This is a genomic window from Vibrio sp. S/42/10, assembly GCF_029890535.1.
GTDB lineage: Bacteria > Pseudomonadota > Gammaproteobacteria > Enterobacterales > Vibrionaceae > Vibrio > Vibrio cyclitrophicus.
The window spans coordinates 45,865-59,040 of sequence record NZ_JAKMZC010000025.1 but is presented as its reverse complement, the minus strand read 5'-3'; the positions used below and the strand labels follow the sequence as shown (position 1 = coordinate 59,040).

The 13,176-nt window shown below is 41.9% G+C and carries 6 protein-coding genes; 1 reads left to right on the top strand and 5 read right to left on the bottom strand.

Annotation, left to right across the window (positions count from 1 at the left end; translation table 11 throughout):
- Positions 1–79 precede the first annotated feature (79 nt).
- Positions 80–2,005, top strand: coding sequence for a LamG domain-containing protein (locus tag L8S15_RS20190; RefSeq protein WP_010438372.1), 1,926 nt, complete (start codon positions 80–82; stop codon positions 2,003–2,005).
- Between the two features lie 594 nt (positions 2,006–2,599).
- On the opposite strand, the gene L8S15_RS20185 is transcribed toward L8S15_RS20190, so the two are convergent.
- The 5 genes from L8S15_RS20185 to L8S15_RS20165 all read right to left on the bottom strand — a co-directional run bounded on the left by L8S15_RS20185 (position 2,600) and on the right by L8S15_RS20165 (position 13,112).
- Entirely contained in the window at positions 2,600–4,168 is a 1,569-nt protein-coding gene (locus L8S15_RS20185) for a polysaccharide lyase family 7 protein (protein WP_280574875.1), read from the bottom strand.
- Between the two features lie 423 nt (positions 4,169–4,591).
- The gene (locus L8S15_RS20180; RefSeq protein ID WP_016791659.1) at positions 4,592–6,340 is read right to left on the bottom strand and encodes a polysaccharide lyase family 7 protein; all 1,749 of its coding nucleotides are present in this window, start codon (positions 6,338–6,340) and stop codon (positions 4,592–4,594) included.
- A gap of 258 nt (positions 6,341–6,598) precedes the next feature.
- Entirely contained in the window at positions 6,599–8,470 is a 1,872-nt protein-coding gene (locus L8S15_RS20175) for a methyl-accepting chemotaxis protein (RefSeq protein ID WP_010438366.1), read from the bottom strand.
- Between the two features lie 1,087 nt (positions 8,471–9,557).
- On the bottom strand, positions 9,558–10,439 hold the full coding sequence (locus L8S15_RS20170) for an NAD(P)-dependent oxidoreductase (protein WP_010438364.1): 882 nt from the start codon (positions 10,437–10,439) through the stop codon (positions 9,558–9,560).
- Positions 10,440–11,033: 594 nt separating this feature from the next.
- The gene (locus L8S15_RS20165; protein WP_010438362.1) at positions 11,034–13,112 is read right to left on the bottom strand and encodes a DUF4962 domain-containing protein; all 2,079 of its coding nucleotides are present in this window, start codon (positions 13,110–13,112) and stop codon (positions 11,034–11,036) included.
- Positions 13,113–13,176: the final 64 nt, after the last annotated feature.

Here is a 13,176-nt window from a genome sequence, read left to right as displayed (position 1 = left end):
AATAAATATTTAACGACTATTCATTATCTATTTCTTATGTGATTTACATATGGATTTAATATCATAAAGAGAATATTTTATGCAGATTTCTAAAGTCGCTACAGCTGTTGCTCTTTCGACAGGTTTATTATTTGGTTGTAACAGTGACGGTTTACCTATTCCGACGGATTCAGGTGCTGGCAGCCAAGAGTCAGTACTAACAACAGGTTACTGGCAAATCAGTGATGGTAACTCTTCTTCAATTTCCGCGTCATCAAACGCTGATCTACCAAATGTTTATGTTTTCCAAGAAGATGGCAATCATAAATACTATGACGATGATGATGACTTAGGTACTTACACGATTAAAGATGCAAGTGCTTCTACTAATAATTATGATGAAGAAGCCGGTACGGTCTCTTTCACATATTATGAAACAGGCACATCAACGATCGAAATTCTAGATGGTGTTTTTTCTTTCGATGACGCTGGTGCTCTGAATATTTCAGATAACACCACTGGCATAGACTACTCTGGTTCAGACCAAACTGCGACTGACGCCGTACAAGAAGCTATCAGTGAAGCCAATGAAGCAAATGGTATCAATGGCTACGTTCAAATCTTGGACACCAACAATGGCGGTGTAAAGAATGATGTGGGTGAACTACGTTTGAAATTGTCTGACAGCAGCACAGGGGCAACAGTAGACAGTATCGCATCAGGAAAGGTAACCGTTGACTTAATCTACCAAGTAGATGAAGACACCGAGCAAGAAGCGAATGGTTCAGGTAACAACGCTTATATTAGTCTCTACGCTTCTGGTACTTCTAACACTAATTTACACGGCGAAGTTATTTTTAATGCTGGAGAAATTTTCTACCGTTCCACGGTTACCGATAGTAGCGGTAAACCTCAAATTCCTGATGAGCCTGTAGGCACTTACACTTTAGGTGAAGATCTCGCGGTTGAAATCAGTTGGGCGAGCGGTTACTACACATTCAAAGTCAATGACACTGTATACGACAATAGCGGCAACGGTTTTGAGGCTTTCGACAAAGCTGCCGTTACTATCGTGTCATTGAAGCTTGGTGATACTTCTAACACAACACACTACGAGTTAAACGCTGACAACTTTAAAGTTTATTCGAATGACACAGCTTCTGATGAGCTAGTGTTTGAAGATAACTTTAACAATTACCCGAATGGCCAAGCGCTATCAGGTAATCCGTACAACAACAATACTGCGGAAGCGACAGTTGTTGTTGATGGTGGCAATAGTGAGCCTGAGCCACCAGTAGATGGTGACTTCCCGGTTGCTTTAAATGAGTACACTTTTGACAACGCTGACTACACAACTGACAGCGGTAGTGCCGACAATGATTTGACAAGTAAATCAGGCTCTCCTTTGATCACTACGACCTCTGGCGCTGCAGGTACTGGAGCTATGCATATTGACCAAGATTCAGCTACAGGTGGAGGCTATGGTTACATTTACTACAATGCAACTTCGACAACTACTACTGGAGCTCAAGCCATTGAGGATTCATTCTCTGTAGAGACGGTTATTAAAGCAGATCGTTTTGGGTATGATTCCGACGTTTCACTTGTTGATTTTGCAGAAACTAGTGACTACTTGGGGTTTAAACTCTACCTCGAGTCATCAGACAACTCCATCAAGTTTAAGGTTTACGGCGGTCTTGATGCAGATGACAAGGGCTTGAGTACAGAAGCGAAGTCTAGTGAAGGAGACGTTTATCTTGTTGAAGATAATTGGTATCACATCTTAGCGACTTACAACCACTTAGATTCGACTGCTAACTTATATATAGATGGTACTCTTGCTCACTCGAAAAGTGTCGATTTTTCTGTTATTGAAAATACAACAGATGACAAATTTATTCTTTTAGGTGGCTCTTCTAGTAGTGATAAAAACTTCGATGGGTCGGTGGACAATATCGCAGTTTGGAATACAGTTCTGACTGATGTACAAATTCAAGAACGTGTAGCTCAATTTACTGCTGAGTAATAACTCTTTGATTGCGCCAATAATAGCCTCTAGTTCTGCTAGAGGCTTTTTTGTAATCGGTATTCCAATATATACCTCAAACCTACTCATCTAAATCTCTAAAAGCTCCTAACTTCAAAAGTAGTAACCTCCTAACCTCCCCGTCCTGTTATTTGGGCTTTTAATAGCCAACTCAATTTCAGTTTACCGATACAAACCCCGTTGTTTATTCAATGACTTCCAGAACTAATCATCCTAGGTGCAAGGTATTATCAGCCAATAAATTGCCCTTAGTATCTAGTGTTAAATATAAGTATTGATAGCGATATGGCGATCAGTTTGAACAAACCCAAAGCAACCTAAGCCAATGTTTAACACTAACCCTAGATTGTTAATATATGGCTTATTGATGCAGGTCTATGAACGAATGAAAGGCTATGTGTTGGATATTAGATTAGGGGATCGGAAAGAGGATGCTCAAAACAGAAGTTAAGGTCAACCACCAACTTTTAATCTATATGCCTATCTTTAACAACTGATGGTTTCTGCCCAAATAACAGACACAAAAAAGCCTCCAAACTCGAGAGGTTGGAGGCTATTGTTTATCCGTTTAGATTACTTTTTGTATTGATCGTGCGATACGTCTAGCTGGTAGAAAGTCGCTTGTGAATAATCGTCTAGGTCACCACTGATGTTTTGATTATATACACCAGCCTTGAAGTACATGTACTTACCACCTGCGTCGTAGCCGCTTTCGCTCATATCTACGACTTGTACAACGTCATCTTTGCCTTCACGCATTAAGCTAACAGTCATCGTGTTGCCTTTAACGTCAATACGGTAGCTGAACACTTCGCCAAGTGCGATACCATCTTCACCCACTTCAGCTGTCATATCGCCCACTAGAGGGTAAAAATCTTCTTTTGTCGCATCTTGGCTTTCGTGTGCAAAGTAAACCGCACCCGTTGCTTGGTTTGGTAGTTTACGGTAGTACAAACGAATTGGCTCATCGTTTTGATCATGAATCTGACCAATGATAAAGCGGCCTACTTCGTTCGCATTACCGGTCGTTGTTGCGTGATCGATTTTCAAGGTAGCTTCTAGAACACCATCAATACCCGCTGCCGCTTCTAAATCTGATTCAGGCGCGCTTGAAAATACCCAGTTGTTCTTGTTAACACCCTTAGTGCTAATAGATTGGTCACCACGGCGCATCATTTCACGAAGCTCCGTACGTGCGTACTTAGTGTTTTTAGAGGTACGTACACCCTTCACGTAAACTTTGAATACTAGGCCGCCATCGTCAGCAGTATAGAAGATTTCTGGATGCTGGTAACCGTTTGCTAGGTTCCACTCAGAAACATCATCAGGCTTGCCATTTTTATCATGATCGAAAGGCTGAGATAGATACCAGTGGGTCATATCAAAGTTTTCGCTCGGAGCATTACCTGCTAGAGGTGTTTCAGGTAAACCCGTTGGTACAGGTAACGCAGTGCGTGTTTCACATTTCACTGTTGTCTCACAAGGGTAAACCGCTGCGACACCGAAATTACCAGAACGTAGATCTTTACGTGCTGCCTTACGCGCTTTTTCCGCAGCTTTCATTTCAGCGATCATTGTTTGTTCTGCTGCTACTACTGCAGGGGTAATAATGTGGCTAGTAGGACAAGCGTTAACGTTACAGTTAACAGCAGCTAACTCAGTCACACTGTTCCAACCGTTTTTGGTGTTGCCGTGACCAACGTATCGTACGTAACGAGCTTGAACTGCTGGCTCAAACTGGAAACGCTCTAGGCCAATCGCTTTACCTGAACTCATTTGGTTCTCAAGTACTGTTGTCCAGCTTTCGCCATCAACACTGACTTGAATATCAAATTTAGATTGACGCTCGTTACCTTTGCTAAATGATGCCTGAACAGCGTCAAATTCTTGAACTGAGCCATAGTCCAACATTGCCCACTCGCCGTCACCTGCTGAAGACCAACGTGTTGTTAGATCTTGGTCAAACAAACGATCTGGACCGTTACCATCGTGGCTGCTAGCCGTCATAGCAACCGGCGTCAGGAGAGCTTCACCGGTTTCTTTGTTGTTTGGAAAATCAGCAGTAGGTGTGCTCGTGCTCGCACAACCAACCGCAAGTAAGATAGAAGAAGCGAGTAGGGTTTTTATAGTAATTTGTTTCATATTTAATCCATTATTATAATACAAAGGCAGCATTTATAAGTGAAAGTAGAACCTGCAAACACGAGCTATAAGGCGATTCCTCTCTCAATATTTGCGATAACACAAAAATATTACGTAATCTTATAATACAAACAAAACATTTCGTTGAATAAATGAGACTGAGGACACTTTCCGTTTTTCCATACTTTAACTGGATCACATTTCCTATTGATAAAAGACAATATATATTAATTCAGAATGCGAAATGAGCTCACAAACTTAAAAATTCCAAGATAAAATTGCCATTTTCAAACTCAACGCAGCTGGTCATACATCATTGTGAACGGACCCTATATTCACCTCTCCGAAAAGTAAAAAGACCACATTGTTAGTCACCAATGTGGTCTTAAAATTACCGTAATAGCTCATTAGCCATCTATCAAATCAGTTATGTTCAACCCTTAACGAACTGAAGCTCACATCAAACACTTCACCTGTATAGTCGCTATCTGGCTTAAATTGTGGATAGATACCCGCTTTGAAATAGAATGCGATATCGGTAGATGTCCACTCTGACGTTAACGAAACAGTGTCCCCGTCTTTGTCTTGGTAATCTTCGCCCCAAGGAATTAAATGCGAAACCGTATTGGTTCCATCTGAATCATGAGTTGCCAGATAAACACCGTCTTGATTGGTTCGAATCGTATATCGCCACTCTTCACTGGCTGAATATGTACCTAATTCAACACTGAATGGTTCACAATCGCTGCAATCTTGATTGTTGCGCTCAAAATCGGAGTTGAGTATAACTCGGACGGGCTTATCCTCTCCTTCCCATAAGAGCTTCACCAGTGCTTGATTAATTTTCCAACCATGGATTTGTCCGAGTACCACTTTCGGGTCTTGGTTATTGAGATTTGGATAGTTTTCAACTCGTAATGTTGCCGTCAATTCGTGAGTGGTTGCACTTGTTCTTATATCGTTCAGATACCAACTAGTGTCTTCATCGCTGGTGCTGCAATCCGGTTGTGCATTGCTTTGATACAACTCTCTTAACTCAGAACGAATATAGCTAGAATTTTGTGTCGTAGTGCCGTACCCCATATCCGCTCTAAAGTGAATTCTTCCTTCATCCGTGTTGAAATAAGAAAGATCAATATCGCTATGGTAGACATCGCTGTCATTAGCGAGAAGGCCCTTGCTCGACTCACAACGTTCAGGCTCTAATTCAGCAGCACTATCGCCGCCACTGCCATACCAAGTATCTTTGCTCGCGGGAATCGTCAACTTCCAATCATTAATATCCCAATCGTTTGAACCACTGATTTGGGTTGTGGTGTATCTTAACGCTTGAAAATAGGCCGTAGCTTCACCATTTTCAAACTGGTTATATATACCCGCTTTAAAATAGCTTAGGAGATGCTCCCAATAGGCGATATCTTGGTCCACTTTTACTTCATCATTCACTTTGATCGACAATGTATTTTCATAAACAGAAAGATCAAATTTAGTAAAGCTATCAAGATCTGCCTCTCCTAAATCGTACCGATCATAAGAGGTGGCATAACAGTTTGAAGAGTCTGAAGCACTGCTGCAGTCAATGGCGTTGTTTTTCATTACGGCCCAATAGTGGCCTGTGATACCATCGCGTTCTTGTTCCCAAACCACACGTAATAGCGGATGAGGAATATAACCAGTTCCGCTCTCGTCCGTACCTTTATTATGTATCTGTAACATCGTCACTTCATCATGATCGGCAGGTGAGCTCGCCATTGCATGTTCGATATCAGGTAAGCTTATTTCCGCATACAGGCTTCGTCTTACACCCGTTTCATTGATATCGAAGTTTTCTCCCTCACGAACCTCAGAACGCATCTTATAGTTCGCCATTTTAAAAATTAGGTTTTCCGTCTCTTCATCTGCATAAAAGTAATCACTGATGTAACCATCGAAATCGCCATCTTTCACTTCAGAGGTTTTGTTACCCTCTGTGCCGTTAGGATCCGATACCTGAAGATCGGAACTAGAGAGTATGTTTTGATATTTTGCGATATCGTAAGGTGCGACAACACCATAAGACGTTCCTGGATTGCTACCAGATGGGTCACTGCTGTCACTTGAATTATTTGAACTGCTTCCACCGCAGCCATACGTAAGCGAAGCGAGCACGACGACAAAAATTGGCTTATTCACATTTATCTCACTTATCCATAAGAGTTGAGTGATAATGTATATTTGTACTATTTTATGTCAATTGTGTAATTATCAGAATGTGAGATGCGACAAATCAAGTGAAATGAGTAAGGAATACGGCGTTTTCTATATGATAAAACGCAGAAATGCCACTCTAAACTCGAACGTTATTGAGTGGCTTTCAGTGTGATAAATTAAGTTAAGCTATTGAAAATTAGTATTAATTAGCGCCCAATTTAAATATTAATTGTGAACCTGCTAAACTTTAAAGCTGCTCATAAGCTCACTGACGCTGCCATTAAGCGTTTTGATTTCTGCCGACTCTGTCAGTTGGTCTTGGCTTAACTTGTTCAGCTCTTCAACGAAGCTTTCAATCTTATGCATGTTCTTAGCAATACTCTGAATCAATGCGTTTTGCTCCACAGAAGACCCCGAAATGTCGTTATTGAAACGGCTCACGGTTTCCATCTGCTCAGTTAGCTTAGCCAGCATGTTTACCGCTTGGATTACTTGAGCACGAGTCATCTCACAATTACTTTTGGTCAGTTCAATCGATTTAACTAAACCATCTGATTTCGACTGTAAACCCAATAGCGCCTCTTCTATTTCAGAAGTGCTGATTTGAGTTCGGTTAGCCAGTGCACGAACTTCATCAGCCACCACAGCAAAACCTCGACCGTGTTCGCCGGCACGCGCTGCTTCTATCGACGCATTCAATGCCAGCAAGTTGGTTTGCTCAGCAATACCACCAATCACAGAAACGATAGACTGTATGCTCTGCGTTTCGTTGGCCATAGACCGGATGTCATCAGAAGTCGTGCACACTTGCTTTTCAAGATCACTGATATACGTTTCAGTTACCGTATTGATTTGCTTGGTTTCATCACTGAACACGGCCGCATCTCGCGCTGCGTCTGCCGCCGATTGAGAGCTCTTCTCTACTTCGTTAGACGCTTCTGAAAGCCCATTAATCGCAGAGACAACTTGAACGGTTTCGTCAGTGTGAACTTTCAACACATTACTGGTCTCTTTACAGCCCTCTCGAATACTCAAAACTTTGGTATCGAGATCCGAGTTCTTGAATTTCACGTCTTTAACCATTTCTTGCAGGCCAATGATGAACAAATTGATGTCTTTAGCGATGTGCCCTAAGTCATCATTGCCCTTCTCTACCAGCCTTCGAGTTAAGTCTCCGTTGCCCTGAGATAGATCGTGAACGATTTTGCGCAGCGACACTATTGGGCGGTAAAAACGATTCAGAAGTAATATCATCAGTATCACTGAACCAAATACACAAGCGACAATCAGCATTCGAGTACTTGACATCACACCGTTCAATTGATCGAGCGCTAGCTCAGGATCGATACTGGATATCATGTACCACTCTTTTTGGCTGCCGATATCAACTTTCTTCGCCATCAAGATCCTTGGGTTTCCATCAATTACGCCCTCGATAAATTGATCAGGCTGTTCAATGGCATTTTTGAGTTTCATCTGCGTGTCTGCAGAAGATATGTTGGTTTGCGGAAGTACGTTCTCTATTGTTGAAGCAACAACCATCCCTCTTTCATCAACAATGATACCTTTCGCTTGATAAATTCCGTCTAACTGTTCGAGTTGCGCTTTTAAGTCATCAAATCGAATGTCTGCCATGATCACACGGTCTTGATACGAATACGTCACACCAATCATTGGTACTTGAGTACTCTTAGTGAAAAATAGGTCACTAAAAGATAAACCTGACTTCAGTTTCGCTTGTTGATACCAAGGGCGAGTCGTTGGGTTATACTTTTCTTTTAGTCCAACACCGTTAGGGAAAGACTCTGAAGGTCGAGATGTATAAGAACGTCCGTCGTCGAAACCCACCACAATTTTGTCGATGCCACCTAGCTTAGCGGCATAGTGCATAAGCGCTTCGTTAGGTACCTGGTATGGTGACTTCATGAACTCTTGAGCAACTGAATTTACGGTATCGATGGTTCTCTGAACGGTATTTTCAATTTGGTTAATTTCTATCGTTAACGAATGGTCGATCTCGTTGTAAATCGTTTGGTTGACTTGTTCTGTCGCCAAATCGAGCGTAAACCAGTTCGTGAATACTAAAGCACTGGTACTAACGATAGCCACCATTAAAATCAGTTTTCCTTTAAACCCTAGAGACAATTTTGAATTCATAAAACTCATTATCCATATAACCTATGTCTATTATTTTCATCCGAATAAAATGGTCATATTTTGCATTATCGAAGATACGGTAAAACGTTACGTATCCATGTCGATTCATCGCTACAACCACAATTTAATTAATATTGTATGTTTAATTGGCAGCTCTTTCTGTGAGCGATCTTGATATATTAAAACCGGCTGTAAACACCCTGTGACATAGGTATCATTTATGCATTTTTACTTTATCCTTGTCGGATAAAATCGTCAAAATTTTGTAAAATATCCGAACTTTAAATAAAAAGATCCTATTTTCGCCGATAATTATCATCAATAATTTTAACTGTCCTCTGCGATCTAATCATGCGTAAAAATGACGATGAACTCACACTTTCACAAACCAACCATTCACTAAAGGCATTCAAGACCAAGATTTATTTGTAATACAATAAGCCTTGATGTATGGTGTATTTGAATCATAACTTAAGTTCTTTCTGAATCCTTTTGTTCAATTCAAAGTGGTAATTGAAGCAATTTGCTTTGAGGTCATTGAACACGTTTAACGTAGAAACTGTCGGGGGATCTCGTTAATCGTTATTTCACTTATGATTGTTCATTCGTTTTTTCAGACGGCTCGTCCGAATACGCCCACATAGTCACCAGCTGTGTGGGCTTTTTTTTGCTTTCTTTTCAGGTGTTCGAGCTGATAATCCGCTTAAAGCTAGACAACAACAGTGTTGGTTTTAAAGTTTGCGGCTTGGTTTACTAGGAACTTAATTGACTAAGGTTTCGGTTTACCAAAAGATAGGCGATTGGCTTGATACGAGGATAATGGCTTGAAGCTGAATGGCGTTGGAAACTAACGCATTAAGAGTTGAAATCAAATTAGAGCTTTGATTAGGCAAAACAGAACGTAATTAGAAAGGAAGAATAGTAGAAAGAAAAACGATTACGAAGAGTTGTATGAGAAAATATGAACTGCAGATAAAAACGAACCTCGTTGAGGTATCGCTGCCAAAAAGACAAGCCATACCCTAACGAGGTCGTACGTCGATTACTTCTCTAGTTTAGCGAAGTAGTCGAAGATTACTGGTACGTCGTTTTGACCAAGACCTGCATCAACAGCAGCTTGTAGGCTTGTTGCAGTACCTTGAGCAATTAGAGACTCAGTACCTAGCTCTTCACAAAGAGCAAGGAAGTAGCCAAGGTCTTTGTTTGCGTTTGCAACAGAGAAACCTAGCTTCTCTTCACCGTCTACAGCGTAGAACTTACAGAATTGCATAAACGGAGAGTTAGATGGACCTGCAGACATGATATCAAACAGTTGTTGGCCATCAACACCAGCGCGTTGAGCAACAGCGAAAGCTTGAGACATAGTCGCAACAGTTGTCATACCCATGAAGTTGTTCACAAGCTTAGTCACGTGACCTGAACCTAGAGCACCTAGGTGGAATACGTTTTCGCCTTGCTCTTCAAGAACAGGTTTAACTTTGTTGAAAGTTTCCATGTCGCCAGCAGCCATGATGTTCAGAAGACCATCTTTAGCGTGTGCAGGTGTACGGCCTAGAGGAGCGTCGATCATGCCAGCGCCTTTCTCAGCAAGAGCTGCACCGATCTTCTTAGTAGAAGCAGGGATAGAAGTACCGAAGTCTACTAGTACTGCGCCTTCTTTGATGCCCGCAAGAACGCCATCTTCGCCGTATACGATTTTTTCAACAACAGCTGAAGTTGTAAGACAAAATTGAACAATGTCACTTGCTGCAGCGAGTTCTTTAGCAGAAGTGAATGCAGTCGCATTGCCGCGATCTGTAACGCGAGCAACAGCTTCAGCGCTTAGGTCCATTACGTTTACGTGGTAGCCGCGCTTTTGCAGGTTTTCAACCATGTTGCCGCCCATAAGACCTAGGCCAATGAAACCGATTACAGGTTTAGTCATGTTCAAACTCCAAATATAGTATTGTATGATTATATGCTCATTATAATAACTACGTCTTTCTCGTTTCGCAATAGTTTTAAGGCATTCATTTGATGCTTAGGCGTAAGTTGTGACGGCGATACAATTTACGACAAAATATGGCTTACGTTTTATATTTACCGGAACGATATCCCCTTTAAGAAACCGTTCATTTAAAAAATGTCGCACATTATAGTTAACGCAATAAATATGAGCACACTTAAACCAACCTACTTTTAGTTCTCTATTTCTTTTTCTACCAGTGGCTGAGGTCCTTCATTATTAATAAGTGATGAAAATTTCTTGGAAACCACAAAGCCATACATACGAGCCTCTTATACGACCCTGAACATTTGCACTCAACATTATTGTCGAATACGTGTCCTGTCTTGCCCTACATCAGCTCCATCAGCCCGTACCATTGGTTTGCCGTTGAGAGGCTATCAAATGCTCTTTAGCATTAACCCAAGTAAAATGAAGGTACATTGGAATAAAGATTGTCATTTTCGCTAGGCAAAAAAAAACTCCGAACTTTCACTCGGAGTTTTTATATCTAGCTTCTGTTACTTCAGCGAATTACAGTTCTATCGAAACCGTTTCACCGTCAACATTGAGCACTAACATGTTGCCTTCAAGCTTGTGAGACACTTCAACTTGTTCGCCTTCGTTCTTATTAGGAACAAGAAGCGTCAGGATGTTGTGCTCTTTAGACGCCTTGAATTCCACTTCAACGTGACGGTGGATCTCAAGATCTTTGAACTCGTATGGGTCAACTTCACCAAAGCCTTCAACGTTCTTAACTGAAGTGATGTTATCAGCAGACTCGTTAATAAAGTTTACGTCTAGGTGCGCAACTTCGCCGCGGATAGTGAAAGACTTGTCTGCCACTTCGTTTGCGAAAGTGGTATGCATGAGCCAAGTCATATCTTTCTCTTCAGAAAGCGTTGCCTTGTCTTGCATTACGAATACTTTACCTTGAACGAACCAGACCTTACGCTTGTAAGATTCAATTTCAGGAACGAAGTACTTGTAAGAAGCCGTTGCATCACCTTCAACCATCTTCACATCAGATTCTGTGTCGAAGTCAGAAATAGTACCGCCCGCTTCGATACAGAAACGATCTTGGTGGTTTTCGTAGCCTGTGTTCTTGTTCTCACCATACTGACCTTTGCCGCCAAATAGTGGAAGGTTTTTAGAGAACGTTTGACGACGCCATTTCGTGTGCATATCAACACCGAAACCACCGTAGTAGCCAGTGATTGACGCTAGCGTTTCACCGAATGCATGCAACGTGAATGCATTTTGGTCACCGTGAGAGTGGCTGATTGAGCCAAACGGAGAACATTTAAATACCATATGGATATGGTTATCACGCTCAGTCATCTTGTTGTGGAATGCAGCCCAACCCGTGATTGGGAATACTTTCAACAGTGGATCGTTCGATGGTGCTTTCTCTTCAGGTGCATCCCAAAGGAAGTTGAAACGAAGATCGTCGTAACCGAAGTCCCACCAACCGAAGTTGTAGAATTTGGTGTGTGCTTCAGTATCACGGCCTTTCAATTGATTATAGTACCAAACGTATTCAGGCTTCTGGTTAACACCCGCATAGTGCTTGATGTTGTAAGCCAGTTTTAGACCTGGGAAATCACCGATTGAAGACTGGTCACAAAAGCTCGCGCGCTTAGAGTGAACAGGCATACAGTAAAGCGGGAAGTCACCGGTGTTTTCATAGAATGTTTTGTTAAACATGTCTACGCCACAGTATGCTTTCAATAGATCGAATGCTTCACCTAGGAATGCAGTTTGTGTGTTCCAGTAATCCGGACCTTCAGCCCAACCGCCGTCTACACCGCCCCATGGCGGGTAATGTACTGCGTAGTATTCTAGCGCGTATGCGATGTACTCGCCTGCTTTCGGGTGATCGTGGTAAAGCGCGATACACGTTGGAATAATAGCAGAAGAGATCGAACGAACACCGTGGCTGTTTAGCGGGTTGTTCAATAGATCAACCGTCACTTTTAGGTGGTGCATGATTTCGTCTAGACGCTCAATCAAAGCATCTTGAACTTGCTGACGCTCTTCATCGGTGAAGTAACCGTGTAACCAGTCGTAGCCCCAAGCCATAGCAGCGATAACACGGAAAGCCGCTTCGTCGTTATAGCCACGAGAAGTCACGCCTTCTGGATCGTAGGTAGACAGTTTTAAAGTCCAAGCTTTTGCTTTAGCAATGAGCGCTTCGTCTTCTTTTACTACACCAGCGATAGCTAGGTTACGTGTCGCGTTCAATGCCATTTGGCAATCAACGTACATTTGACGCCAGTAAGGACGCCATAAAGAGGCTTTACCTACCGTCTCAGCTGGGTACGCTTGAGGCTCTTCAAAAGGAGCAGTCTCAAGGAACTTAACTGTCGAGTTGTTGTAGAAATCATCAAACATACAGTGAGCTTCATCAGCTTTCACTTTCGCTTTGAATTCTTCTAACTGATCAGCTTGAACAAGAAGACGTGGACGCGCTTCGCTCAAGTTGTCTAGGAATGATAGGTCGAAGTCACGTTTCTGTACTTCGATAGGGAGTAGGTCTACAAGATTACCTGCTGAAGTATCATTCTCCAGCTTCATCTTCCTGATTGCATCAAGAGATTTTTGGTCGCTCATTCTAACTCACTTATTTTCAAGTTGACTGAAAGGAATTAGCAACAATATACGTCTTATTGTAGGA

Bases quoted from the DNA above. Each gene is read 5' to 3' on its own strand.
- L8S15_RS20185 (WP_280574875.1), bottom strand. From the start codon at position 4,168: ATGAAACAAATTACTATAAAAACCCTACTCGCTTCTTCTATCTTACTT.
- L8S15_RS20190 (WP_010438372.1), top strand. From the start codon at position 80: ATGCAGATTTCTAAAGTCGCTACAGCTGTTGCTCTTTCGACAGGTTTA.
- L8S15_RS20175 (WP_010438366.1), bottom strand. From the start codon at position 8,470: ATGGTGGCTATCGTTAGTACCAGTGCTTTAGTATTCACGAACTGGTTT.
- L8S15_RS20170 (WP_010438364.1), bottom strand. From the start codon at position 10,439: ATGACTAAACCTGTAATCGGTTTCATTGGCCTAGGTCTTATGGGCGGC.
- L8S15_RS20165 (WP_010438362.1), bottom strand. From the start codon at position 13,112: ATGAGCGACCAAAAATCTCTTGATGCAATCAGGAAGATGAAGCTGGAG.